This is a genomic window from Calidifontimicrobium sp. SYSU G02091, from assembly GCF_022631395.1.
GTDB classification, from domain to species: Bacteria; Pseudomonadota; Gammaproteobacteria; order Burkholderiales; family Burkholderiaceae_C; genus Calidifontimicrobium; species Calidifontimicrobium sediminis.
The window spans coordinates 16,598-40,270 of record NZ_JALBGB010000006.1 but is presented as its reverse complement, the minus strand read 5'-3'; the positions used below and the strand labels follow the sequence as shown (position 1 = coordinate 40,270).

Sequence of the window (23,673 nt, the reverse complement as noted above, 5' to 3'; positions counted from 1 at the left end):
GGATTCTAGGCAGCGCGGGCTGACGCCGACCTGCCGGCAAGGCGGGTCTTGACCCAGGTCGCGAGGTCGTCGAGGTAGCCGTAGACCACGGGCACGACGACCAGCGTCAGCAGGCTCGACGTGATCACGCCGCCGATCACGGCCTGGCCCATCGGCGCGCGCTGCTCGCTGCCCTCGGTGAGCGCGAACGCCAGCGGCACCATGCCGAACACCATCGCCAGCGTCGTCATCAGGATCGGGCGCAGCCGCACGCGCGCGGCGTGCAGCAGCGCGTCGGCGCGCGCCATGCCGGCCTCGCGCGAGCGGATCGCGAAGTCCACCAGCAGGATCGCGTTCTTCGTCACCAGCCCCATCAGCATCACGATGCCGATGATCGAGAAGATGTTCAGCGTCGAGCCCCAGATCCACAGCGCGCCGACGACGCCGATCAGCGTCAGTGGCAGCGACGTCATCAGCGCCAGCGGCTGCACGAAGCTGCGGAACTGCGACGCGAGGATCATGTAGATGAAGACGATCGCCATCGCCAGCGCCTGCACCGCGTAGGCGAACGACTCCTTCATGTCGCGCGTCGAGCCGCCAAAGCGGTACGTGTAGCCCGGCGGCAGCGGCGTGGCGTCGAGTACGCGCTGGATGTCGGCCGAGACCTCGCCGAGCGTGCGACCGCTGGTGTTGGCCGTGAGCTCGACCTCGCGGTTCAGATCGCGGCGGTTGATCTGGTTCGCGCCGCTGGCCGGCTGCACGTCGGCCACCTGCGACAGCCGCACGATGCGCGCGCTGCCGTCGCTGTTCGTGCCCGCGACCAGCCCCAGCCGCGCGAGGTCGACCGCCGACTGGCGCTCGTGCGGGTGCAGCTGCAGCCGCACGTCGTAGCTGTGGTCGTCGGGCGCGCGCCAGGTCGTCACCGCGTCGCCGGCCACGAGCAGCCGCAGCGTCTGCGTGATCGCACCGACGCTCAAGCCGGCGTCGGAGGCCGCCTCGCGGCGCACCTGCACCGCCACCGTCGGGCGGTCGGCCTTCAGGCTGCTGTCGAGGTCCACCAGCCCCGGCACCGCGGCCAGCCGCTCGCGCAGCTGCGCGTTGATGCGGCGCAGCTCGGCCAGGTCCGGCCCCTGCACCGACAGCGAGATCGGCTTGCTGCCGGCCACCGGGTCGAGCAGGCCGACGTGCGTCACGGTGATGCCCGGCACGCGCGCCAGGCGCTCGCGCAGCGGCACCGACATCTGGTCGACGTTGCGGCTGCGCTCGTGGCGGTCGACCAGGCGCACGTACGTCGTCGCGTAGATGCGCCCCTGCGCCTGGCCGGTGTTGATCGTCGTCAGCGTGTACTTGACCTCGGGCATCTCGCGCACGATCGCGTCGACCTGACGTGCGCGTGCCTCCGTGAGCTCGATCGACGAGCCCACCGGCGTGTGGAAGGTGACGAAGGTCTCCGAGTAGTCGGCCTTGGGCACGAACTCGGTGCCCAGGTGCGGCAACGCGGCCACGGCGCCGACCATCGTCGCGAGCGCGACGGCCAGCGTCTTCACGCGGTGCTTCAGCGACCAGCCCAGCAGCGCGACGTAACCGTCGCCGAGCCTGTGCTGCGCGCGGTCGAACCAGTGCGTGAGGCGCCCGAGCGTATGGTCGTACAGGCCCTTGGGTACGAAGGGCTTGCCTTCGCGGTCGATGGCCGGGTCGTGCCACACCGACGACAGCATCGGGTCGAGCGTGAAGCTGACGAACATCGAGATCAGCACCGCGGCGACGATCGTGATGCCGAACTCGTGGAAGAACTTGCCGATGATGCCGCCCATGAAGCCGATCGGCAGGAACACGGCGACGATCGACAGCGTCGTGGCCAGCACCGCCAGCCCGATCTCGTTGGTGCCGTCCAGCGCCGCGTCGTGCGGCGTCTTGCCCATCTGCACGTGGCGCACGATGTTCTCGCGCACGACGATCGCGTCGTCGATCAGCAGGCCCACGCACAGCGACAGCGCCATCAGCGTGACCATGTTGATCGAGAAGCCGAACAGCTGCATGAAGGCGAACGTGCCGACGAGTGCGATCGGCAGCGTCAGCCCGGTGATGACGGTCGAGCGCCACGAGTTCAGGAACAGGAACACGATGCCCACCGTCAGCAGCGCGCCCTCGATCAGCGTGCGCTGCACGTTGGCCACCGAGACGCGGATCGGGCGCGAGTTGTCGCGCACGACGTCCAGCGCGATGCCCGGCGGCAGCTCGGCGCGCAGCGCCGCCACCGCGGCGTTCAGGCCGTCGACGACCTCGATCGTGTTCTCGCCCTGGCTCTTCTGCACGTCGAGCGCCAGCGTGCGCCGGCCGTCGAGCAGCGCCAGGCTCTCGACCTCCTGCGGCCCGTCGACGACGTCGGCCACCTGCGCCAGCCGCACCGGCTGGCCGCCGCGGCGCGCGACGATGATCTGCTCGAAGTCGGCCACGCGCTTGAGCCGCGCGTCGACCTGCACCGCGCGCTCGGCCTCGCGCGTGCGCAACGCGCCGGCGGGCAGCTCCTGCGTCTCGGTGCGCAGCGCGGCCACCACCTGGTCGACGCCGACGCCCAAGGCCTCCATCGCCGCCGGGCGCATGTAGACGTGCACCTCGCGCTTGAGGCCGCCGACCAGCGTCACGGCGCCGACGCCGCGCACGTTCTCGAGCCGCTTCTTCAGCACCTGGTCGGCCCAGGTCGTCAGCGACTGCACGTCGACGCTGCCGTCGGGCGAGGTCAGCGCCACGGTCCACACCGGCCGGCTCGCCGGGTCGAAGCGCGAGACCTTGGGCTCCTCGACCTCGGCGGGCAGCAGCGGGCGCACCTGCGACAGCTTCTCGCGCACGTCGTCGGCGGCGCGGCGGCCGTCGACGTCGAGGTTGAACTGCACGACGACGACCGACGCACTCTCGTAGCTGCGCGAGAACAGCTGGTTGATGCCGGCGATCGTGTTGACGGCCTCCTCGACGCGGCGCGTGACCTCGTTCTCGACGATCTCGGGCGCCGCGCCGGGGTAGGTGATCTGCACGACGACGGTCGGGAACTCGATGTTCGGGAACTGGTCGACCTTCAGCCGCTGGATGCTGACCAGCCCGAACACGACGAAGGCCAGCATGACCATCGTCGCCAGCACCGGGTTGGCGATCGAGACGCGCGTGAACCACATGGCGGGGCCGCCCGGTCAGCGCTGGCGCGTGGCCGCCACCGGCGCGGCGGCGGGGCGCGTGAGCTTCAGCGGCGTGCCGTCGCGCACGAGGCCGACGGTGCCGGCCAGCAGCAGCGTGCCTTCGGCCGGGCCGTCGACGAGTTCGACCCAGTCGTCGCCGCCCTGGGCCTCCTCCCCGCGCGTGGCCACGCGCCCGTGCGCGCCAGGCGTCACCGTGCGGTGCACCGCGCGTGCGGCGTCGGGTGGCCCCTCGACGACGACGACGTACGGGCGCGCCTGGTCGATGCGCAGCGCCGACGCGGGCACCGCGGGCACTTCGCGGCGGTCGAGCTCGACGCTGCCGCGCGCGAAGAGGCCCGGGCGCAGGCCGGGCTGTGCCGGCAGCGCGAGATAGGCCAGCACCGCGCGCGAGCCGGCCTGCGCGGCCGGATTGATGCGCGCGACGCGCGCGGCCACCGGCTCGGCGAGGCCGTCGACGCGCAGCCGCGCCGGCGCGCCGACGCGCAGCGCCGCCGCGTCGGCCGGCGGGATCGCCGCCTCGAGCTCGATGCGCGTCGGGTCGACGATCTCGAGCAGCCGCGCGTCGACCGGCACGCGCTCGCCCGGCTGCACGAGGCGCTGCGAGACGACGCCGTCGATCGGCGCGACCAGCGTCGCGTCGGCGCGCGCCTTGCGCGCGATCTCGACGGCCGCCAGCGCCGCGTTCAGGTTGGCCTGTGCGGCGGCGTGGTTGGCCAGCGACGTGTCGAGCGCGGTCGGCGAGATGAAGCCCTGCGTGACGAGCGCGCGGTTGTTGTCGAGCGTGCGGCGCGCGATGTCGAGCTGCGCGCGCGCGGCGTCGGCCGTCTGCTCGGCCTGCCGCACGCGCCAGTCGTACTCGGTGGGGTCGATGCGCACCAGCACCTGGCCCTTGCGCACCGGCTCGCCTTCGCGCACCGTGACGGCGACGACCTCGCCCGCGACGCGCGCCTTGACCAGCGCGGTGTCGACGGCGCGCAGCCCGCCGGCGACGTCGACGCTGCGCGCGAGCTCGACGCGCGCGACGCGCACGACGTCGGGCTCGCCGAGCTCGAGCGCGGGCACCACCGCCGGCGCAGCGACCACGGCCGCTGCCGCGCGCCGCGCGTCGATGCGCGTCTTGACCCACAGCGCGGCGCCGACGGCGACGGCGCCGACCACGGCGACCACCGCGCCGCGACGAAGCCACGCGTTCATCGCCGGCGCTCCGCGGCCGGCGGCGGCTGCACCAGCAGCCCCTGCAGCATCAGCTCGACGTGGTCGCGGATGAAGCGCGCCGGCTCGATGCCGCGCGGCGCGCAGCCGCAGGCGCTCAACGTGTGCTTGTGCAGGCACAGCATGATCATCGGCAGCACCAGCGAGTGCACCGCGGTGGGCACGTCGACGGCGCGGAACTCGCCGCGCGCGATGCCGCGCTCGAGGATGCGCGCGATCAGCCGCGTGCCCGGCTCGATGACCTCGCGCGCGTAGAACTCGGCGATGTCGGGGAAGTTGCGCACCTCGGTGATCACGAGCTTGAACACGCCCGACGTCGGGCTGTCGAGCAGCCGCTGCCACCACGGGATCAGGACCTGGCGCATCAGCTCGGCGGTGGGGCCGGCGTAGCGCTCGAGCTGCTCGGCGCCGGCCTCGATCTCGGCCGACAGCCGCTCGCGGATCACTGCCTTGAGCAGCTCTTCCTTGCTCGCGTAGTACAGGTACAGCGTGCCCTTGGAGACGCCGGCGCGCGCGGCGACCTCCTCGGCGCGCGTCAGCGCGAAGCCTTTCTCGACGAACAGCGCGAGCGCGGCGTCGAGCAGCTCGGCCGGGCGGGCGTCCTTGCGGCGCTGGCGCGCCGGCGCGTGGGCGGCGGGGACGAGGGTTTCGCTGGAAGGCATGGATTTACTGACCGACTGGTCAGTAATGTACCCGCGCGAGGCGGGCCGGGTCAATGCGCGTGCCGCGCGCCGGCGCGGGCGCGCCGCTGGCTATCATCGCCCGCTTTGCCGAACTCGGGAGCGCACGTGGACTGGATGCTGTTGGCCAAGGCCGCCGTGATGGGGCTGGTCGAGGGGCTGACCGAGTTCCTGCCGATCTCGTCGACCGGCCACCTGATCCTGACCGCGTCGCTGATCGGCTTCCACGGCGAGTCGGCCAAGACGTTCGACATCGCGATCCAGACCGGCGCGATGCTGTCGGTCGTGTGGGAGTACCGGCGCCGCCTGATGGCGACGGTCACCGGGCTGACCCACGACCCGGTCGCGCAGCGCTTCGCGCTGAACGTGCTGGTCGCTTTCCTGCCCGCGGTCGTGTTCGGGCTCGCGTTCGGCGGCTGGATCAAGCAGCACCTGTTCCACCCGGTGCCGGTGGCGGTGGCGCTGGTCGCCGGTGGCTTCGTGATCCTGTGGGTCGAGGCGCGCCACAAACGGCTGTACGGTGCGCGCGACCTCGAAGGCGGGCGCCGCGCGCGCGTCGAGACCGTCGACGACATGACGCCGCTGGACGCGCTGAAGGTGGGGCTGCTGCAGTGCCTGGCGCTGATCCCGGGCACCAGCCGCTCGGGGGCGACGATCATCGGCGCGCTGGTGCTCGGCTTCTCGCGCAAGGCGGCCACCGAGTTCAGCTTCTACCTCGGCATCCCGACGCTGATGGGCGCGGGCGCGTACTCGGTGTGGAAGCAGCGCGATCTGCTGCGCTGGGACGACCTGCCGATGTTCGCTGTCGGCACCGTGGTGTCGTTCGTCGCCGCGCTCGTGTGCATCCGCTGGCTGATCCGCTACGTGTCGACGCACGACTTCGTGCCGTTCGCGTGGTACCGCATCGTGTTCGGTGGCATCGTGCTGCTGACGGCGTGGACCGGCTGGGTCGAGTGGACGGGGTGATCGCGCGGGAGGGGATCGATGCGTCCCGCGCCGATCGTGGCGCGGCAGGATGTGCTGCGCCAGCCCGGTGGCGCGGCGATCGGGGTGGGTCGGCGCGTCAGTCCGCCCGCCGCCGGAACACCAGGTCCCACACGCCGTGGCCGAGCTTGAGGCCGCGCGCCTCGAACTTGGTCAGCGGGCGCCAGGCGGGGCGCGGCGCGTAGCCGTCGGCGGTGTTGACGAGCCGCGGCTCGGCCGCGAGGACCTCGAGCATCTGCTCGGCGTAGGGCTGCCAGTCGGTCGCGCAGTGCAGGTAGCCGCCGGGTGCGAGCCGCTCGGCGAGCAGCGCGACGAACGGTGGCTGGATCAGCCGCCGCTTGTGGTGGCGCTTCTTCGGCCACGGGTCGGGGAAGAACACGTGCACGCCGGCCAGCGTGCCCGGCGCGATCATCGTGCGCAGCACCTCGACGGCGTCGTGCTGCACGATGCGCACGTTGGTCAGGCCCCGTTCGCCGATGCGCTTGAGCAGCGCACCGACGCCGGCCACGTGCACCTCGATGCCGAGGAAGTCGTGGTCGGGCATCGCGGCGGCAATCTGCGCCGTCGCGTCGCCCATGCCGAAGCCGATCTCGACGACCAGCGGCGCGCGGCGGCCGAACACGGCGGCGGCATCGAGCGGCGCGGCCGTGTACGGCAGCACGAAGCGCGGCCCCAGCTCGGCCAGCGCGCGCTGCTGGCCGCTGCCGATGCGCCCGCCGCGCAGCACGAAGCTGCGCACCGCGCGCGGCGGGCCGTTGCGGGGCGGGGGGGCGTCGTCGGGCGTCGTCATCGGGGCGGGCTGCTGCGGTCGCGCGTGGGGAGCGCGCGGGGCGCGCATTGTCGCCGCGCCGGCGAAGCGGCGCGTCAGCGCCCGAGCAGCGAGGCCGGCAGTTCGATCTCGGCGGTCGACTCGAACGGCGCGCCGCCGATTCCCGGGCCGTGCATGCGCCCGCGCAGGCGCACGTCGAAGCGCCGCCGCTCGCCGCTGGCCAGGCCGATGACCTGGCGCACCACGGCCCAGGCCGACACCGAGGCCGGCACCGTCAGCACTGTCTCGCCGAAGGCGGGCACCTGACCGCGCTCGGGGCTCACGCCGAACGCGAACGACTGGCCGCCGACGTCGAGGTCGAGCGACACCCCCTGGAACTCGAGCGGCACCTCGTTCGGGTTCTGCACGCGCAGCTTGACCGCAAGGCGCATCTCCAGCCCCTCGCCGGGCAGCGGCTCGACGCCGACCAGGTTCACGCGCAGCGGCTCGCGGCCGAGCACACCGGCACAGCCGCCGAGGCCGGCCAGCGCGAACGCGGCCACGGCGGCCATGCTGCGGCGACACCAGCTGCGCCTGTCCATCGACGGTCTCCGGGGGTGATCCATGCGGCAGTCTAGCGCCCGGCCGCGCTACACTTGCATGGCTTGCGGGTGTAGTTCAATGGCAGAACGGAAGCTTCCCAAGCTTCATACGAGGGTTCGATTCCCTTCACCCGCTCCAGATGTCGAGGGCCGCCGCGTGCGGCCCTCATCGTTGCGGTGCCACCGTGGCGCCGGCCGCGGGGAGCGCGCATGAACACCACACCGTACCAACTGCTGCGCGTCGGCCACACGGCCGACCTGTCGTCGTCGCCGTGGGGGCCGTTCGAAGTGCACGCCTGCGCCGACCTCGACGCGGCCGCGGCCGCGCTGCGCGAGCGCCACGTCGACGCGCTGTGCCTGGCGCCGGCCACCGACGGCGACGCGCAGCGGCTGCTGCACTGGAGCGCGCTGTCGCACGCGACGCTCGACGCCGCCGTCGTCGTCGCGGTGCCCGTCGTGACGCCGTCGCTGGCGGTGCCGCTGCTCGAGCGCGGCGTGCAGGACGTGCTGGCCCACGCCGAGGCCAGCGCGCTGACGCTGGCGCGCTCGCTGCGGCTGGGCATCGAGCGCAAGGCGATCGAGCGTGCGGCGCGCAAGGCCTACGCGACCGACCTCGCCAGCGGCCTGCCGAACCACGCGCAGCTGCTCGAGCACATGACGCACCTGCTCGCGCTGCGCGAGCGCGAACCGGCGCCGATGGCGCTGCTGGTGCTGCGCATCGAGGGGCTGGCCACCGTGGCGGGCAACCTCGGCGTCGAGGCGGCCAACGTGCTGCGGCGCAAGGCCGCGGTGCGGCTGCGTGCGGGCCTGCGCGCGAGCGACGTCGTCGCGGCGCTGGGCAGCGACACGTTTGCGGTGCTGCTGGCGTGGATCGACGAGCACGCGTCGAGCCGGCTGGTGGCCGACAAGCTCGTCACCGCGCTGCAGCAGCCGTTCACGGTGGCCGGCACGACGGCGACGCTGGCCGTCAGCGTCGGCATCGGCGACTACCCCGAGCACGGGCGCGACGCCGACTCGCTGCTGCGCCGCGCGATCGGCCAGGCCACCGCGGCGGCGAGCGTCGGGCGCGCCGGTTTCGCGAACCGCGTCGAGCGCGGTGCCGCGACGGCGGCCAACGACGAGCTGCCGCCGGCCTTCTGAGTGGCGGGCGGCCGCGCGATCAGCGCAGGTCGAACGCGACGAAGCGCCCGTCGTCGTGCACCGCGCGCGGCCCGGCGGCGCGCAGCCGCTGCGCGAAGCGCGGGTACAGCTGCAGCCACCAGTCGCACGCGGCGGCGACGACGACGAACTGCAGCCCCTGCGCACGCTGGCGCTCGAGCTCGGCCAGCGCCGCGGCGTCGTCGGCCGGCGCGCCGCCGTATTCGCCGTCGTGTTCGACGAAGGGCACGCGCGTGCGCCGCGGCAGCACCTGCAGACTGCCCCACGCGTCGTCGTCGATCAGCGCGTAGCGGCTGCCGGGCGGCACGACGGCCATCAGCTCGTCGAAGCATTCGGCGGCCCAGTGGTCGCCGAGCCGCCACGCGCTGTCGAACACCTCGTCGAGCGCGACGTGGCGCGCGGGGTCCTCGTCGCCGGTGCGCTCGAGGCAGACGACCTCCCACGCCGACAGGTCGCGCCGGATGCGAAAGCCCGCGGCGTACAGCCGCTCGATCATCGCGCGCGTGCGCTCGCGGCCGAGCTGGCGCTCGTGCAGCTCGGTGACGATGCGCGTGAACGGCCGCAGGTCCATGATCGGCAGCAGCGCGTGCTCGCCGCCCTCGATGTCCATCACGAGCAGGGTCGGGCGCAGGCGCTCGATCACGGCGTTGAGCGGACGCACCGGCACCTCGACGACGCGCGTCGCGCCGGCACCGGGCTCGGCCGACGAGGCCCAGAACGCGTCGTGCAGGTAGAACGGACGCACGCCCTCGCGCTCACCGAGCATGCACATCTGCAGCTGCGGCGCGACGCCGTTGAGCCGGTACGTCGTGCGGATGCGCGGCTCGAGCTCGGGGTTGGCCTCGAACGTGTGCACGCGGTCGCTGCCGATGCGCTGCGCGCAGAACGTCGACAGCAGCCCGACGCCGGTGCCCAGCTCGAGCACGACGTCGTCGGGCTGCAAGGTGGCCGCCAGCGCGCGCAGCTCGGGCGCCTCGTAGGTGCCGGTGCGCATCGCCTCGCGCACCGCGGGGTCGAGGTCGTCGCCGACCTCGAGCTTGACACCGGCGATCTCGACGATGTCGGGCGCGTTCAACGGTTCAGGTCGCCGAGGCAGAGGTACTTGATCTCGACGTAGTCGTCGATGCCGTGGTGCGAGCCCTCGCGCCCGAGGCCCGACTGCTTGACGCCGCCGAACGGCACCTCGGCGGTCGAGATCAGCCCGGTGTTGATGCCGACCATGCCGTACTCGAGCGCCTCGGCGACGCGGAAGATGCGCCCGATGTCGCGGCTGTAGAAGTAGCTCGCCAGCCCGAACTCGGTCGCGTTCGCGAGCGCGATCGCCTCGGCCTCGGTCTCGAAGCGGAACACCGGCGCCACGGGGCCGAAGGTCTCCTCCTTCGCGCACAGCATCTCGCTGGTGACGTCGGCGAGCACGGTGGGGGTGTAGAAGCGCTCGCCGATGCGCGTGCCGCCGACGACGACCTTCGCGCCCTTCGCGACGGCGTCGGCCACGTGGGCTTCGACCTTCGCGATCGCGTGGTCGTCGATCAGCGGGCCCTGCGTGACGCCGGCCTCGAAGCCGCTGCCGACCTTGATCGACTTCGAGCGCTCGGCGAGCTTGGCGACGAAGGCGTCGTAGACGCCGGCTTGCACGTACAGCCGGTTCGCGCACACGCAGGTCTGGCCGGCGTTGCGGTACTTGCTGATCATCGCGCCTTCGACGGCGCTGTCGAGGTCGGCGTCGTCGAACACGATGAACGGCGCGTTGCCGCCGAGCTCGAGGCTGATCTTCTTGATCGTCGGCGCGCACTGTGCGGCGAGGATGCGGCCGACCTCGGTCGAGCCGGTGAAGCTCAGGTGCCGAACGACGTCGCTCGCGCACAGCACCTTGCCGATCGCGATCGAGTTCGCGCTGTCGGCGCTGAGCACGTTGAGCACGCCGGCGGGCATGCCGGCGCGCTGCGCGAGCTCGGCCGCCGCGAGCGCCGACAGCGGCGTCTGCTCGGCCGGCTTGATGACGACGGGGCAGCCGGCAGCCAGCGCCGGCGCGACCTTGCGCGTGATCATCGCGATCGGGAAGTTCCACGGCGTGATCGCGGCGCACACGCCGATCGGCTGCTTGATCACGAGGTAGCGCTTGGCGGGGTCGGTGGTCGGGATCGTCTCGCCGTAGATGCGCTTGGCTTCTTCGGCGAACCACTCGACGAAGCTCGCGCCGTAGACGACTTCGCCCCTGGCCTCGGCCAGCGGCTTGCCCTGCTCGGCGGTCATGATGCGTGCGAGGTCGTCGGCGTGCTGGTGCAGCAGGCGGAACCACTGCATCAGGATCGCCGCGCGCTCCTTGGCCGTCTTCGCGCGCCACGCCGGCCAGGCGCGGTTGGCGGCGGCGATCGCCGCCTCGGCGTCGGCCGGCCCGCAGTTGGCGACATCGGCGAGCTTCAGCCCGGTGGCCGGGTCGGTGACGGCAAAGCGCGCACCGCCGCCGACCCACGCGCCGTCGATCAGCGCGTCGGTCTTCAGCAGCGTCGCGTCGGCGAGCGTCGACAGCGGGGAAGTCTTCATGTCCATCGGAGTCTCCTGGATTCCGTTCAGCGCAGTTTGGTCAGCGCAGCTCGTACTCGAAGGTGCTGACCACGCGCAGCCGCTTCGTGCGCGAGCTGCCGTCGTCGAAGCCCTGGCCGTCGCTGCCGCTGATCGTGATCACGCCTTGGTTGGCGTTCTTCAGCTTGCCGAGCTGTGCACCGGCCTCGCCGGCGAACTTGAGCGCCTGCTCGCGCGCGTTGCGCGTGGCCTCGGCGAGCAGCGGCGCCTTGACGTCGTTGAAGCCGCGCAGCTGGTAGCGTGGGCCGGGGCCGCCGGGGCCGTCGTCGTTGCCGGTCAGCTGCACGCCGGCCTGGATCAGAGGGTCGACGGCGAGCGCCGCGGCCTCGACGGCGGCCACGCGCGCCGTCTTGACGACGACGCGGCCGACGCCGTTGAAGCGCAGCGGCTGGTTGCCCTGCGCGTACTCGCGCGCGAACAGGTCCTGCACCTGCAGCGGGCGCACCTCGATCTCGGTGTCGGCGAAGCCCTGCGCGCGCAGGAACTCGACGACGCGGTCGCGGTCGTCGGCGAGCGCCTTCTGCACCGCGCCGAACTCGTTGCCGCCGCGGCGGAACGCCAGCGTCCAGGTCGCGAAGTCGCTCTCGACGTCCTTCTCGGCCAGCCCCTTGACGGTGACGGAGCGGTCGGCCATGCGAAAACGCTCGAGCCCGGTGCCGACGAGGAAGCCGGCCAACATCAGCCCCGCCGCCAGCAGCAGCGCGGCGACCATGCGGGCGAGCGGCGCGTCGTTCATCGGGTGGGACACGGGTCGTCGAAACGGAACCCGATTACACCGCAGCCACCTGACTCGCCGATGGCGGGCTAGAATTTGGTTGATTCAACCAACAGCGTGACATGCAATCGGCTGGAAGGCGAGCGATGGAAACGGTGGGGCTGTTCGAGGCCAAGACGCACCTGTCGGAACTGATCGCGCGCGCCGAGCGCGGCGAGGAGGTCGTGATCACGCGTCACAACAAGCCTGTGGCCAAGCTGGTGCCGGTCGGCAGCACGGAGCCCGACGCGGCCGCGCGGCGCGCCGCGGTCGACGCGCTGCTGCGCTCGGCGCGCGGCCGTCGGCTCGGCCTCGACTGGAAGGCGCTGCGCGACGAGGGCCGCCGGTGAGCATGCCGGCGGGCGGGTTCGTGCTCGACAGTTCGGTCGCGCTCGGCGCCTTCTTCGAGGACGAGCAGGACGCGTACTCGATCGCCGTATGGCAGTCGCTCGACGAGGCACAGGCCTTCGTGCCGGCACTGTGGCACCTCGAGATGGGCAACATTCTGTCGCGCGCGCTGCGTGCAGGGCGGATCACGCCCGATGCGATCGACGACAGCTGGGACCGCATCCGCGTCGTCGGTCTGCGGGTGCTGCCGCTTGCCGCCGACGCGCGCCACTGGGCGCAGCGCGCGGCCGACTGGGGCCTTTGCGCCTACGATGCCTGCTACCTCGACGCGGCGCTGCAGCAGCGCCTGCCGCTGGCGACCAGGGACCGCCAGCTCGCCGACACCGCGCGCCGCATCGGCGTGCCGATCTACCTCGCCCACCTTCAATTCGAACCTTCGACCCGCTGACCGACGATGAAAGCCGCCGAGATCCGCTCCACGTTCCTCAAGTTCTTCGAGTCCAAGGGTCACACCATCGTGCCTTCGAGCCCGGTGGTGCCCGGCGACGACCCGACGCTGCTGTTCACCAACGCCGGGATGAACCAGTTCAAGGACGTGTTCCTCGGCTTCGACAAGCGGCCGTACACGCGCGCCGCGACCGCGCAGAAGTGCATCCGCGCCGGCGGCAAGCACAACGACCTCGAAAACGTCGGCTACACGGCGCGCCACCACACGTTCTTCGAGATGCTGGGCAACTTCAGCTTCGGCGACTACTTCAAGCGCGATGCGCTCGTCTACGCGTGGGAGCTGCTGACCGAGCACTTCAAGCTGCCGGCCGACCGCCTGTGGGCGACCGTCTACGCCGAGGACGACGAGGCGTACGACATCTGGGTCAAGGTCATCGGCCTGCCCGCCGAACGCGTCGTGCGCATCGGCGACAACAAGGGCGGCCGCTACCAGAGCGACAACTTCTGGATGATGGGCGACACCGGCCCGTGCGGGCCGTGCAGCGAGATCTTCTACGACCACGGTCCCGAGGTCGCCGGCGGCCCGCCGGGGTCGCCCGACGCCGACGGCGACCGCTACATCGAGATCTGGAACAACGTCTTCATGCAGTTCAACCGCACCGAAGACGGCCAGATGCACCGCCTGCCCAAGCCGAGCGTGGACACCGGCATGGGTCTCGAGCGGCTGGCCGCGGTGCTGCAGCACGTGCACAGCAACTACGAGATCGACCTGTTCGCGAACCTGCTCGCGGCCACGCGCGACGCCGTGCAGGCCGCCGGCGGCCCGAGGGTGGCCGACCTGCAGACGCCGAGCCTGAAGGTCATCGCCGACCACATCCGCGCGTGCAGCTTCACGGTCGCCGACGGCGTGATCCCCGGCAACGAGGGCCGCGGCTACGTGCTGCGCCGCATTGCGCGGCGCGCGATCCGCCACGGCTACAAGCTCGGCGCGCGCAGGCCCTTCTTCCACACGCTGGTGGCGCCGCTCGCCGCCGAGATGGGCGACGCCTACCCCGAGCTGCGGCGCGACCTTGTGCGCATCACCGACGTGCTCAAGCAGGAGGAGGAGCGCTTCTTCCAGACCATCGCCAACGGGATGGAGATCCTCGAGGGCGAGCTCTCGCGCGGCACGAAGCAGCTCGACGGCGAGCTCGCATTCAAGCTGCACGACACCTACGGCTTCCCGCTCGACCTGACGGCCGACGTGTGCCGCGAGCGCGGCGTGACGGTCGACGAGGCGGGCTTCCACGCCGCGATGAACCGCCAGCGCGAGCAGGCGAGGGCGGCGGCCAAGTTCAAGATGGCGCAGGGGCTCGAATACACCGGCGACGCGACCGCGTTCCACGGCTACGAGCACCTGGTGTGCGAACACAGCAAGGTCGTCGCGCTGTACGTCGATGGCACGCCGGTCGTGAAGGCGCGCGCGGGCGACGACGTCGTCGTCGTACTCGACCACACGCCGTTCTACGCCGAGAGCGGCGGCCAGGTCGGCGACCGCGGCGAGCTGCGCAACGCGCGCTCGCGCGTCGTCGTCGACGACACCGTCAAGGTGCAGGCCAGCGTGCACGGCCACCAGGGCCGCATCGTCGAGGGCGAGGTCGAGCTCGGCGACGTGTTCGTCGCGCGCGTGGACGCCGAGCGGCGCGCGCGCACCATGCGCCACCACAGCGTCACGCACCTGATGCACAAGGCGCTGCGCGAGGTGCTCGGCGGCCACGTGCAGCAGAAGGGCTCGCTCGTCAACGACGAGCACACGCGCTTCGACTTCAGCCACCCGGCGCCGATGACGCCGCAGCAGATCGCGCAGGTCGAGGCGCTGGTCAACGCCGAGATCCTCGCCAACGCGGCGACGCAGGCGCGCGTCGTGCCGCTGGACGAGGCGCAGAAGATGGGCGCGGTGATGCTGTTCGGCGAGAAGTACGGCGAGACGGTGCGCGTGCTCGACATCGGCTCGAGCCGCGAGCTGTGCGGCGGCACGCACGTCGCGCGCACCGGCGACATCGGCCTGTTCAAGATCGTGATGGAAACCGGCGTCGCCGCCGGCGTGCGCCGCGTCGAGGCCGTCGCGGGCGACCGCGCGCTCGCGTACCTGCAGCGGCTCGAGGCGACGCTCGACGGCGTGGCCGCCGCGCTGAAGGTCGCGCCGGCCGAGGCGCCGCAGCGCGTCGCGGCCGTGCTCGAGCACGTGCGTGCGCTCGAGAAGGAGGTCGCGGCGCTCAAGGGCCGGCTTGCCAGCGCGCAGGGCGACGAACTCGTCGCGCAGGCCGTCGACGTCAAGGGCGTCAAGGTGCTCGCCGCGACGCTCGACGGCGCCGATGCGAAGACGCTGCGCGAGACGCTCGACAAGCTCAAGGACAAGCTCAAGACCGCCGCGATCGTGCTGGCCACGGTCGACGGCGGCAAGGTGCAGCTCGCCGCCGGCGTGACGGCCGACCGCACGGGCAAGGTCAAGGCCGGCGAGCTCGTCAATTTCGTCGCGCAGCAAGTCGGCGGCAAGGGCGGCGGCAAGCCCGACCTGGCGATGGCCGGCGGAACGGATGCCGCCGCGCTGCCGCGCGCGCTGGCGTCCGTCGCCGGCTGGGTCGGCGAGCGCGTGTAGGGCGACCGGCCACGCCGTCACGCGGCCGACGCGGCGCGGTCATCGCGCCGTCATCGGCCGTGCCGAGCATCGCCGCCATCTCGACGGACGGCGGCGATGGCGAAGAAGGCGACGGTCGATCTGGTGTACTTCAACGCCGGCGGCGGCCACCGCGCCGCCGCGCAGGCGCTCGAGGCCGTGATCCGCGCGCAGCGCCGGCCGTGGACGGTGCGGCTGGTCAACCTGACGCAGGTGCTCGACCCGCAGGGGCTGTTTCGCAAGCTCACCGGCTTCGACCCCGAGGACCTGTACAACAAGCGCCTGCAGCGCGGCTGGACGCTCGGGCTCGCACACGAGCTCAAGCTGCTGCAGGCCGGAATCCGCCTCGCGCACCCGACGCTGGTGCGCACGCTGCAGCAGCACTGGCTGCGCACCGAGCCCGACCTCGTCGTCTCGCTGGTGCCTAACTTCAATCGGGCACTGTACGACAGCGTCGCCGGCGCCTTGCCCGGCGTGCCGTTCGTGACCGTGATGACCGACCTCGCCGACCACCCGCCGCGGTTCTGGATCGAGGCCGGGCAGCGCCAGCACCTGGTGTGCGGCACGCCGCAGGCGCTGGCGCAGGCGCGCGCTGCCGGCTACGCGCCGCCGCAGCTGCACCTGACGTCGGGGATGATTCTGCGCCCCGACTTCTACGCGCCACCCGCGGTCGACCGCGACGCCGAGCGCCGCCGCCTGGGCCTGGCCGGCCACGGGCCGGTGGGCGTCGTGCTGTTCGGCGGCCACGGCTCGCGCGCGATGCTCGGCATCGCGCGGCGGCTCGCCGACCGGCCGCTGATCCTGATGTGCGGCCACAACCGCGAGCTCGCACAGCGGCTGCGCGAGCTGCCGGCCACCTCACCGCGCGTCGTCGTCGAGTTCACGCCCGACGTCGCGTACTGGATGCGGCTGGGCGACTACTTCGTCGGCAAGCCGGGGCCGGGCAGCCTCAGCGAGGCGGTGCACTGCGGGCTGCCCGTCGTCGTCACGCTCAACCGCTGGACTATGCCGCAGGAGCGCTACAACGCGCAGTGGGTGCGCGAGCAGGGTGTCGGCGTCGTGCACCGCAGCTTCGCGACGGTGCGCGAGGCGGTCGACGACGTCGTCGCGCGCCTGCCCGAACTTCAGGCAGCGGTGCGCCGCATCGACAACCGCGCCGTGTTCGAGGTGCCCGAGATCCTGCACGACGTGATGGTCATGGCCGAGCGCCCTGCCGCGGCGCTGCCCGCGCCGGCGCTGGCCGGCGGCGCGTGAGGCGCGTCAGCGGCCGCCTTCGCGCCGCCGCAGCTGCTCGCGCATCTGCTCGCACGCGTCGGGCCGCGGCGTGACGGCGGCCGCGCGCCATTCGTCGGCGACGAGGCCCGCGACCGGCTCGCCGAACATCACGACGCGCAGCGGCAGCGCCGGCGGCAGGTGCAGCGGTACGCCGCGGTCGCGCGACGCGTGCTGCGCGCCGGTGAGCAGCAGCACGTCGCGGCCGCCGGCGTCGGCGGCCAGCGCGGCGACGGTGTCTGCCATCGCGCGGTCGCGCGCGATCTGGATGCGCACCATGCCCGGTTCCTGGCTCGCCGGCAGCATCCCGCAGTGGCCGTCGCGCACCTCGCGCGCGAGCAGCGCGCGCACGCCGTCGGCGACCTGCGCGTCGAGCGTCTCGTCGCGCATCGCGTCGCGCATCGCGCCGCGCGGCAGGTTGCCGCCGTGCACCGGCACGCGCGCGCGCACGGCGTTCATCACGACCGCGGAATAGGCCTCCCACGGCCAGCCGTTCCACGCGAGCGCCTCGCGCACCTGCGCCTCGCCCGCGTCGGGCGGCAGGCCGCGCGTGTCGCGGCCGCGGTCAGCCATTTCGAGCACGACGGCGGCCAGCGTGCCGGCCGCGGCGCGGTCGCGCACCTCGTCGGCGACCTGGCGCTGCTGGTCGGGCTGGTCGTGCTGTTCGCCGAAGATCAGCACGGCGGCCGGGGCCACAGGCGAGGCCGCGGCGAGGATCCCCGCGAGCGCGGTGGCGATCGCAAGATGCGTCGGACGCAGCGGTGGACGGCGTGGGGTCGGGCGGTGCATGCAGCCAGCATACCTGCGACACTGTCGACCATGACGACGCCCCCGCCACCGACCAGTTCCGAAGCCGAGATCGACGCGCTCGAGACCGTGTGCGAGCGGCTCGCGGGCTTCAACCTCGACGTCTCGCTCGAGTGGGTCGACGGCTTCATGACGGCGCTGCTCGCCGGCCCGCGCACCGTGATGCCCAGCGAGTGGCTGCCGGCGATGTTCGGCGACGCGTTCGAGCGCACCTTCGCCGATCCCGACGACGTGCGCCAGGCGATGGCTGCGCTGATGGGCCGCTGGAACGTGGTCGCGCGCCAGCTCGACCCCGAGGCGCTGCTCGACGAGCCCGACCGCTTGCGGCTCGCGCCGCTGATGTCCGACCTCGGCGACGAGTCGCGCGCGCGCCTGCTCGCCGAATGCGCGTTGAGGGAGGCCGACATCGCGCGGCTGCCGCCCACTGGCGCCATCTGGGCCGAGGGCTTCCTCGATGCGACACAGGCTTTCGCGCAGGACTGGCCCGAGCCCGACGTATCGACCGACGACGGCCGCTTCTACGGCGACGCGCTGATGGGCGTCGTCGCGCTGACGCTCGGCGAGGCCGAACTCGCGCAGTATCTCGCCGAGCACTACCCCGGCCAGACGCTCGACCGCGACGACCTGATCGACGAGGCCTGCTACGCGGTGCAGGACCTGCGCGTGTACTGGCTGGACCACGCACCGCGGCCCGAGACGGTGCGCGTTGCGCCGAAGCCGGGCCGCAACGACCCGTGCCCCTGCGGCAGCGGCAAGAAGTACAAGAAGTGCTGCGGCGCCGCGACGCTGCACTGAGCGCCCGGCCACGGTATCGCGCCGGCGTCAGCCGTACGACAGCGGCTGCGCCTTGCCCCAGAACACGCGGTACGAGAACACGGTGTAGCCGACGATCGCCGGCACCGTGACGGCGCAGCCGATCAGGATCACGGCGAGCGACTCGGGCGCGCTGGCGGCCTGCCAGATCGTCAGCCGGTCCATCACGACGTACGGGAACAGGCTGTAGGCGAGCCCGACGGCGCCGAGTACGAACACCGCGACGGTGCCGGCGAACGGTGCCCAGCACCAGCGGCCGAGCACGCGCGGCGAGTCGAGCACCCAGCGCACGCCGGCCAGCGCGACGAGCGTGGCCAGCGGGATCGGCATCAGTGCGATGAAGGCCGGCAGCGCGAACCACTTCGCGCGCACCGTCTCGCTGACCCACGGCGTCGCGACCGAGATCAGGCCCATGCCCAGCACCAGCGGCGGCCACGCCAGCTTGGCCCAGCGCACCGCGCGCTTCTGCAGCGCGCCGTCGGTCTTCATGATCAGCCAGCCGGCACCGAGCAGCACGTAGGCCGCCGGCAGCAGCAGCGCGATGACGGCGGCGAACAGCGTGTATTCCCAGCCCGGTGCGAAGCCGGTGATGTAGCGCCCGAGCATCCAGCCCTGCGACGCTGCGGCGAGTCCCGAGCCGGCGAAGAACGCGAAGTTCCACAGCGGCTTGTGCTCGTCGTGCGCCTTGGCGCGGAAGTCGAACGCGACGCCGCGCAGGATCAGGCCGACGAGCATCAGCGCCACCGGCAGGTACAGCGCGGTCAGCACCATGCCGTGTGCCTTCGGGAACGCGATCAGCAGGATGCCGACGCCGAGCACGAGCCAGGTCTCGTTGGCGTCCCAGAACGGGCCGATGCTGGCGATCATCGTGTCCTTCTCGGCGTCGGTCGCGCGGTGCAGCAGCAGGCCCACGCCGAGGTCGTAGCCGTCGAGCACGACGTAGGCCAGCATCGCGACCCCCATCAGGCCGAGGAAGACGATCGGCAGCGACTCGGCCCAGCTCATGCGGCGCTCCCGGCGGGCACGGCCTTCGGCGCCGGCGGCGCCGGCAGGTCCAGCGGCTTGGCCGCCATGTGCCGGATCACGGCGACGTAGGCGACGACGAGCGCCAGGTAGACCGTGACGTACAGCGCCAGCGTCAGCGCGATCATCGGCGCCGGCACGCGCGAGGCGACCTCGTCGATGCGCAGCAGCCCGTAGACCATGTACGGCTGGCGGCCGATCTCGGTGACGTACCAGCCGGCGACGGTGGCCACCCAGCCCGAGAAGCTCATCAACGCCAGCGCGCCCAGCAGCGGCCGCGGCAGCCGCTCGGCGACCCAGCCGCGGCGGCGGTACCACCACAGCCCGGCCCAGCTCGCCGCGAGCATCAAGAGCCCGGTGCCGACCATGATGCGAAAGCCGAAGAACACCGGCGCCACCGGCGGGTGCGAGCCGACGAACTCGTCGAGCCCGCGGATCTCGCCGTCGGGCTCGTGCGTGAGGATCAGGCTCGCGCCCTTCGGGATGCCGATCTCGAAGCGGTTTTCGCGCGCGGCCTCGTCGGGCCACGCGAACAGCAGCAGCGGCGCGCCGCGCTCGGTCTGCCAGACGCCTTCCATCGCCGCGACCTTCTGCGGCTGATGCTCGAACGTGTTCAGGCCGTGCAGGTCGCCGACGAGGATCTGCACCGGGATCAGCACCGCGCCGAGCGTCAGGCCGGCGCGCAGCACCTTCGGCGTCGCGACGTTGGCCTTGCCCTTGAGCACCTGCCACGCGCTGACGCCGGCGAGCAGGAACGCCACCGTCAGCCCCGAGGCGAGCAGCATGTGCGCGAGCCGGTACGGGAACGACGGGTTGAACACGACCTCGAGCCATGAAAGCACGAAGAACTCGCCGTCGCGGATCTCGAAGCCGGCCGGGGTGTGCATCCACGAGTTGAGGCTCAGGATCCAGAACGCGCTCAGCGTGGTGCCGAGGGCGACGAGGAACGTGGCCAGCAGGTGCACGCGTTCGCTGACGCGGCCGTGGCCGAACAGCATCACGCCGAGGAACGTCGCCTCGAGGAAGAACGCGGTCAGCACCTCGTAGCCGAGCAGCGGGCCGGCGATGTTGCCCACGCGCTCCATGAAGCCCGGCCAGTTGGTGCCGAACTGGAAGCTCATCACGATGCCGCTGACGACGCCGAGCGCGAAGCTGAGCGCAAACACCTTGGTCCAGAAGCGGTAGGCGCCGAGCCACGCGTCGTCGCGCGTCGCGATCCAGCGCCAGCGGAAGAACAGCAGCGTCCAGCCCAGCGCGATCGTGATCGTCGGGAACAGGATGTGGAACGTGATGTTGGCGGCGAACTGCATGCGCGCCAGGATCAGGGCGTCCATCGTCGTCGTCCTCTCAGGGTTTGAGCGCGACCGCGCCCTTGACCTTGCCGCTGAACTCGAGCAGGCGCTGCACCTTGGCGCCCATCGCCATCAGCTGCTCGAGCGTGCGGCGGTCGAGTCGCTGCACGTCGTCGAACCAAGTCATCATCAGCTCGATCAGCTCGTGCATACCGCGCATGCGCTCCTGCGCGATGCGGTCGGCCTCGTCGGTGGGCTCCTCGAGCAGCGCGTTGCGCAGCATCGACAGCGTCGGCTCGATCTCGCGCCGGCGGCGCTCCTCGGCGAGCGTGCGGAAGACCTCCCACGCGTCGTGCGGGGCCTCGAAGTATTCGCGGCGGTCGCCGGGCAGGTGGCGCAGCGTCACGAGCCGCCACGCCTGCAGTTCCTTGAGCCCCATGCTGACGTTGCTGCGGCTGAACTCCAGCTTCGTCGCGATGTCGTCGGCGTTCAGCGGCGTCGGCGACACGAAGATCAGCGCGTAGATCTGGCCCACGGTGCGGTTGATGCCCCAGCGACTGCCCATCTCGCCGAAGTGGGCGACGAAGCTGCGCACGAGTGGGGTCAGGTGGGTCACGGCGGGTTCCGGGGCAGGTGTCGAGCGACGACTCGGCGATTGTTGCGAGTTTCAGAAATTGCTGAAAATTGTGGTCTTTGTAGCGTCGTTGGCGGCGGGCCGCCGGCGGCATGGCGGCGCCGGGCCGGCCGCCGTGGCGGCCTGGGGTACATTGCGCGCCACCATGAGCGACTCGCCGGGCGCCACCCCTGCCGACGCCGCCGGCGACCTCGCCGGCCGCCACCTCGTCCTCGGCCTGACCGGCGGTGTGGCCTGCTACAAGGCCGCCGAGCTCACGCGCGAGCTCGTGAAGGCCGGCGCGACGGTGCAGGTCGTGATGACCGAGGCCGCCGAGCAGTTCATCACCGCGGTGACGATGCAGGCGCTGAGCAACCGCGCCGTCTACACGAGCCCCTGGGACGCGCGCGCGCCGAACAACATGGCGCACATCAACCTGACGCGCGAGGCCGACGCGGTGCTCGTCGCGCCGGCCAGCGCCGACTTCATCGCGAAGCTCGCGCAGGGCCGCGCCGACGACCTGCTCAGCCTCGCCTGCCTCGCGCGGCCGATCGGGCGTTGCGCGCTGCTGGTGGCGCCGGCGATGAACCGCGAGATGTGGGCGCACCCGGCGACGCAGCGCAACGTCGCGCAGATCGCCGCCGACGGCGCCGTCGTGCTCGGCCCCGCGAGCGGCGACCAGGCCTGCGGCGAAGTCGGCGACGGGCGCATGCTCGAGCCCGACGAGATCCGCGACGACGTGATCGCGTTCTTTCAGCCGAAGGTGCTCGCCGGGCGCAAGGTGCTCGTGACCGCCGGGCCCACCTACGAACCGATCGACCCGGTGCGCGGCATCACCAACCTGTCGAGCGGCAAGATGGGCTTCGCCATCGCGCGCGCGGCGGCCGAGGCGGGCGCCGAGGTGACGCTGGTGGTCGGGCCGGTCGCGTTGCCCACGCCACGCGGCGTGCGGCGCCTCGACGTGCGTACTGCGCAGCAGATGCACGACGCGGTGCTGCCGCTCGCGCCGGGCCACGACGTATTCGTCGCCACCGCGGCGGTGGCCGACTGGCGCCCGGCGCAGGCCGCCGAGCGCAAGCTGAAGAAGTCCGACGGCCACGACGCGCCGACGGTCGCGATGGCCGCCAACCCCGACATCCTCGCCGCCGTCGCGCGGCTGCCGAACGCGCCGTACTGCGTCGGCTTCGCCGCCGAGAGCCACGACCTCGCGCAGCACGCGCGCGACAAGCGCGTGCGCAAGGGCGTGCCGCTCGTCGTCGGCAACCTGGGCCCGGCAACGTTCGGCCGCGACGACAACGCGCTGCTGCTCGTCGACGCGCACGGCGAGCGCGAGATGGGCCCCGGCACCAAGCTCGCGCTGGCGCGCGCACTCGTGCGCGAGATCGCGCAACGCCTGCCAGCGAAGGACGCCGCATGACGACGATCGACCTGAAAGTGCTCGACGAGCGCGTCGCCGACGCGCTGCCCGCCTACGCGACGCCCGGCAGCGCCGGGCTGGACCTGCGCGCGTGCCTCGACGCGCCGCTGAAGCTCGACCCCGGGCAGACGGCGCTGATCCCCACCGGCATCGCGATCCACATCGGCGACGCGGGACTGGCCGCACTGATCCTGCCGCGCTCGGGGCTGGGCCACAAGCACGGCATCGTGCTCGGCAACCTCGTCGGCCTGATCGACAGCGACTACCAGGGCCCGCTGATGGTCAGCTGCTGGAACCGCGGCCACGCGCCGTTCGTCGTCGAGCCGCTCGAGCGCATCGCGCAGCTCGTGATCGTGCCGGTGGTGCAGGCGCGGTTCCGCCGCGTCGAGTCGTTCGAGGCGTCGCACCGCGGCGAGGGCGGGTTCGGCTCGACCGGCAAGGCCTGAGCGCCGCTACTTCGGCGCGAGCAGCAGCCGCGCGCCGAGCACGACCATCAGCGTGCCGCTGGTGCGAAACAGCGCGCGCACCGCGCGGTCGCTGCGGCGCAGCGCGTCGCTGAGGTGGCCGGCGGCGAGGCCCGCGAGCGCCTGCACGCCGATGCCGAGCACCGAGAACGCGAGGCCGAGCGCGACCGCGTCGGCCACCGGCGTCGTGCTGGCGGCCGGCACGAACTGCGGCAGGAACGCGAGGAAGAACAGCGCGAGCTTCGGGTTCAGCAGCGCCGACAGCGAGCCCTGCCAGAACAGCCGCCCCGCGTCGAGCCGGTCGCGCGCGGCGTGCACGTCCAGGTGCGGCGCGGCGCGCCACATCTGCACGCCGATCCACAGCAGGTACAGCGCGCCGGCCACCTTCAGCGCGACGAACGCCGTCTCGGACGCGCGCAGCAGCACCGACACGCCGAACGCGGCCAGCAGCGTGTGCGCCGCCAGCCCGACCGACAGTCCCGCGGCCGACACCAGGCCGGCACGCGGCCCCTGCGCGAGCGCGCGCGAGACGACGTAGACCATGTCGGGGCCGGGCGTCATCGCCAGCGCGAGCGACGCAGCGAGGAACAGCCCCCAGGCGATGTCGGGCGACATTGGCGGCCGCGCGCG

At 72.4% G+C, this 23,673-nt stretch carries 22 protein-coding genes and 1 tRNA gene; 10 read left to right on the top strand and 13 right to left on the bottom strand.

What is annotated here, in order from left to right; genetic code table 11:
- Window positions 1-5: 5 nt before the first annotated feature.
- The 3 genes from MOJ79_RS05750 to MOJ79_RS05740 are packed head-to-tail and all read right to left on the bottom strand — an operon-like array spanning window position 6 to window position 5,044.
- Window positions 6-3,149, bottom strand: coding sequence for an efflux RND transporter permease subunit (locus tag MOJ79_RS05750; protein ID WP_241923267.1), 3,144 nt, complete (start codon window positions 3,147-3,149; stop codon window positions 6-8).
- 15 nt (window positions 3,150-3,164) lie between these two features.
- The gene (locus MOJ79_RS05745; protein WP_241923266.1) at window positions 3,165-4,364 is read right to left on the bottom strand and encodes an efflux RND transporter periplasmic adaptor subunit; all 1,200 of its coding nucleotides are present in this window, start codon (window positions 4,362-4,364) and stop codon (window positions 3,165-3,167) included.
- On the bottom strand, window positions 4,361-5,044 hold the full coding sequence (locus MOJ79_RS05740) for a TetR/AcrR family transcriptional regulator (protein ID WP_241923265.1): 684 nt from the start codon (window positions 5,042-5,044) through the stop codon (window positions 4,361-4,363). The genes MOJ79_RS05745 and MOJ79_RS05740 overlap by 4 nt, the downstream gene beginning before the upstream one ends.
- A gap of 126 nt (window positions 5,045-5,170) precedes the next feature.
- Between MOJ79_RS05740 and MOJ79_RS05735 the strand changes: the two genes are divergently transcribed.
- On the top strand, window positions 5,171-6,028 hold the full coding sequence (locus MOJ79_RS05735; protein ID WP_241923264.1) for an undecaprenyl-diphosphate phosphatase: 858 nt from the start codon (window positions 5,171-5,173) through the stop codon (window positions 6,026-6,028).
- 97 nt (window positions 6,029-6,125) lie between these two features.
- Here the strand turns inward: MOJ79_RS05735 and trmB are convergent, their stop codons facing one another.
- Entirely contained in the window at window positions 6,126-6,836 is a 711-nt protein-coding gene (gene trmB / locus MOJ79_RS05730) for a tRNA (guanosine(46)-N7)-methyltransferase TrmB (RefSeq protein WP_241923263.1), read from the bottom strand.
- 74 nt (window positions 6,837-6,910) lie between these two features.
- Window positions 6,911-7,396, bottom strand: coding sequence for an LEA type 2 family protein (locus tag MOJ79_RS05725; RefSeq protein WP_241923262.1), 486 nt, complete (start codon window positions 7,394-7,396; stop codon window positions 6,911-6,913).
- Between the two features lie 65 nt (window positions 7,397-7,461).
- On the opposite strand from MOJ79_RS05725, the gene MOJ79_RS05720 reads away from it, so the two are divergent.
- Together MOJ79_RS05720 and MOJ79_RS05715 are read left to right on the top strand one after the other, a co-directional pair.
- Window positions 7,462-7,535 (top strand) — tRNA-Gly (locus tag MOJ79_RS05720).
- A 71-nt stretch (window positions 7,536-7,606) separates the two neighbouring features.
- The gene (locus tag MOJ79_RS05715) at window positions 7,607-8,536 is read left to right on the top strand and encodes a GGDEF domain-containing protein (RefSeq protein WP_241923261.1); all 930 of its coding nucleotides are present in this window, start codon (window positions 7,607-7,609) and stop codon (window positions 8,534-8,536) included.
- A gap of 19 nt (window positions 8,537-8,555) precedes the next feature.
- Here the strand turns inward: MOJ79_RS05715 and MOJ79_RS05710 are convergent, their stop codons facing one another.
- The 3 genes from MOJ79_RS05710 to MOJ79_RS05700 are packed head-to-tail and all read right to left on the bottom strand — an operon-like array spanning window position 8,556 to window position 11,873.
- The gene (locus tag MOJ79_RS05710) at window positions 8,556-9,629 is read right to left on the bottom strand and encodes an FkbM family methyltransferase (protein ID WP_241923260.1); all 1,074 of its coding nucleotides are present in this window, start codon (window positions 9,627-9,629) and stop codon (window positions 8,556-8,558) included.
- A complete protein-coding gene (locus MOJ79_RS05705; RefSeq protein WP_241923259.1) occupies window positions 9,626-11,104 on the bottom strand; it encodes an NAD-dependent succinate-semialdehyde dehydrogenase in 1,479 nt (492 codons plus the stop codon). The genes MOJ79_RS05710 and MOJ79_RS05705 overlap by 4 nt, the downstream gene beginning before the upstream one ends.
- Before the next feature lie 34 nt (window positions 11,105-11,138).
- Entirely contained in the window at window positions 11,139-11,873 is a 735-nt protein-coding gene (locus MOJ79_RS05700; protein ID WP_241923258.1) for an SIMPL domain-containing protein, read from the bottom strand.
- A gap of 125 nt (window positions 11,874-11,998) precedes the next feature.
- Here MOJ79_RS05700 and MOJ79_RS05695 point away from each other — a divergent pair, with 125 nt between their 5' ends.
- The 4 genes from MOJ79_RS05695 (at window position 11,999) to MOJ79_RS05680 (ending at window position 16,596) form a co-directional block, all read left to right on the top strand.
- Window positions 11,999-12,241: a type II toxin-antitoxin system Phd/YefM family antitoxin gene (locus MOJ79_RS05695; protein WP_119291016.1), complete on the top strand. Its 243-nt coding sequence runs from the start codon at window positions 11,999-12,001 to the stop codon at window positions 12,239-12,241.
- A 2-nt stretch (window positions 12,242-12,243) separates the two neighbouring features.
- Window positions 12,244-12,687 carry a type II toxin-antitoxin system VapC family toxin gene (locus MOJ79_RS05690; protein ID WP_241923383.1) on the top strand — a complete coding sequence of 148 codons (444 nt, stop codon included), beginning with the start codon at window positions 12,244-12,246 and terminating at the stop codon, window positions 12,685-12,687.
- Window positions 12,688-12,693: 6 nt separating this feature from the next.
- On the top strand, window positions 12,694-15,324 hold the full coding sequence (gene alaS, locus MOJ79_RS05685; RefSeq protein ID WP_241923257.1) for an alanine--tRNA ligase: 2,631 nt from the start codon (window positions 12,694-12,696) through the stop codon (window positions 15,322-15,324).
- 96 nt (window positions 15,325-15,420) lie between these two features.
- Window positions 15,421-16,596 (top strand): galactosyldiacylglycerol synthase, encoded by a 1,176-nt coding sequence (locus MOJ79_RS05680; protein ID WP_241923256.1) that lies wholly within the window; start codon window positions 15,421-15,423, stop codon window positions 16,594-16,596.
- A gap of 6 nt (window positions 16,597-16,602) precedes the next feature.
- On the opposite strand, the gene MOJ79_RS05675 is transcribed toward MOJ79_RS05680, so the two are convergent.
- A complete protein-coding gene (locus tag MOJ79_RS05675) occupies window positions 16,603-17,403 on the bottom strand; it encodes a ChaN family lipoprotein (RefSeq protein WP_241923255.1) in 801 nt (266 codons plus the stop codon).
- A gap of 30 nt (window positions 17,404-17,433) precedes the next feature.
- Here MOJ79_RS05675 and MOJ79_RS05670 point away from each other — a divergent pair, with 30 nt between their 5' ends.
- A complete protein-coding gene (locus tag MOJ79_RS05670; RefSeq protein ID WP_241923254.1) occupies window positions 17,434-18,216 on the top strand; it encodes a UPF0149 family protein in 783 nt (260 codons plus the stop codon).
- 27 nt (window positions 18,217-18,243) lie between these two features.
- On the opposite strand, the gene MOJ79_RS05665 is transcribed toward MOJ79_RS05670, so the two are convergent.
- The 3 genes from MOJ79_RS05665 to MOJ79_RS05655 are packed head-to-tail and all read right to left on the bottom strand — an operon-like array spanning window position 18,244 to window position 21,114.
- Entirely contained in the window at window positions 18,244-19,239 is a 996-nt protein-coding gene (locus tag MOJ79_RS05665; protein WP_241923253.1) for a cytochrome d ubiquinol oxidase subunit II, read from the bottom strand.
- Entirely contained in the window at window positions 19,236-20,591 is a 1,356-nt protein-coding gene (locus tag MOJ79_RS05660; RefSeq protein WP_241923252.1) for a cytochrome ubiquinol oxidase subunit I, read from the bottom strand. The genes MOJ79_RS05665 and MOJ79_RS05660 overlap by 4 nt, the downstream gene beginning before the upstream one ends.
- Window positions 20,592-20,604: 13 nt before the next feature.
- Window positions 20,605-21,114, bottom strand: coding sequence for a GbsR/MarR family transcriptional regulator (locus MOJ79_RS05655; RefSeq protein ID WP_210757029.1), 510 nt, complete (start codon window positions 21,112-21,114; stop codon window positions 20,605-20,607).
- Between the two features lie 214 nt (window positions 21,115-21,328).
- Between MOJ79_RS05655 and coaBC the strand changes: the two genes are divergently transcribed.
- A complete protein-coding gene (gene coaBC / locus MOJ79_RS05650) occupies window positions 21,329-22,579 on the top strand; it encodes a bifunctional phosphopantothenoylcysteine decarboxylase/phosphopantothenate--cysteine ligase CoaBC (protein WP_241923251.1) in 1,251 nt (416 codons plus the stop codon).
- A complete protein-coding gene (gene dut / locus MOJ79_RS05645) occupies window positions 22,576-23,025 on the top strand; it encodes a dUTP diphosphatase (protein WP_241923250.1) in 450 nt (149 codons plus the stop codon). Before coaBC ends, dut begins: the two co-directional genes overlap by 4 nt.
- Window positions 23,026-23,031: 6 nt before the next feature.
- On the opposite strand, the gene MOJ79_RS05640 is transcribed toward dut, so the two are convergent.
- Window positions 23,032-23,658, bottom strand: coding sequence for a LysE family translocator (locus MOJ79_RS05640; protein WP_241923249.1), 627 nt, complete (start codon window positions 23,656-23,658; stop codon window positions 23,032-23,034).
- Between the last annotated feature and the right edge of the window lie 15 nt (window positions 23,659-23,673).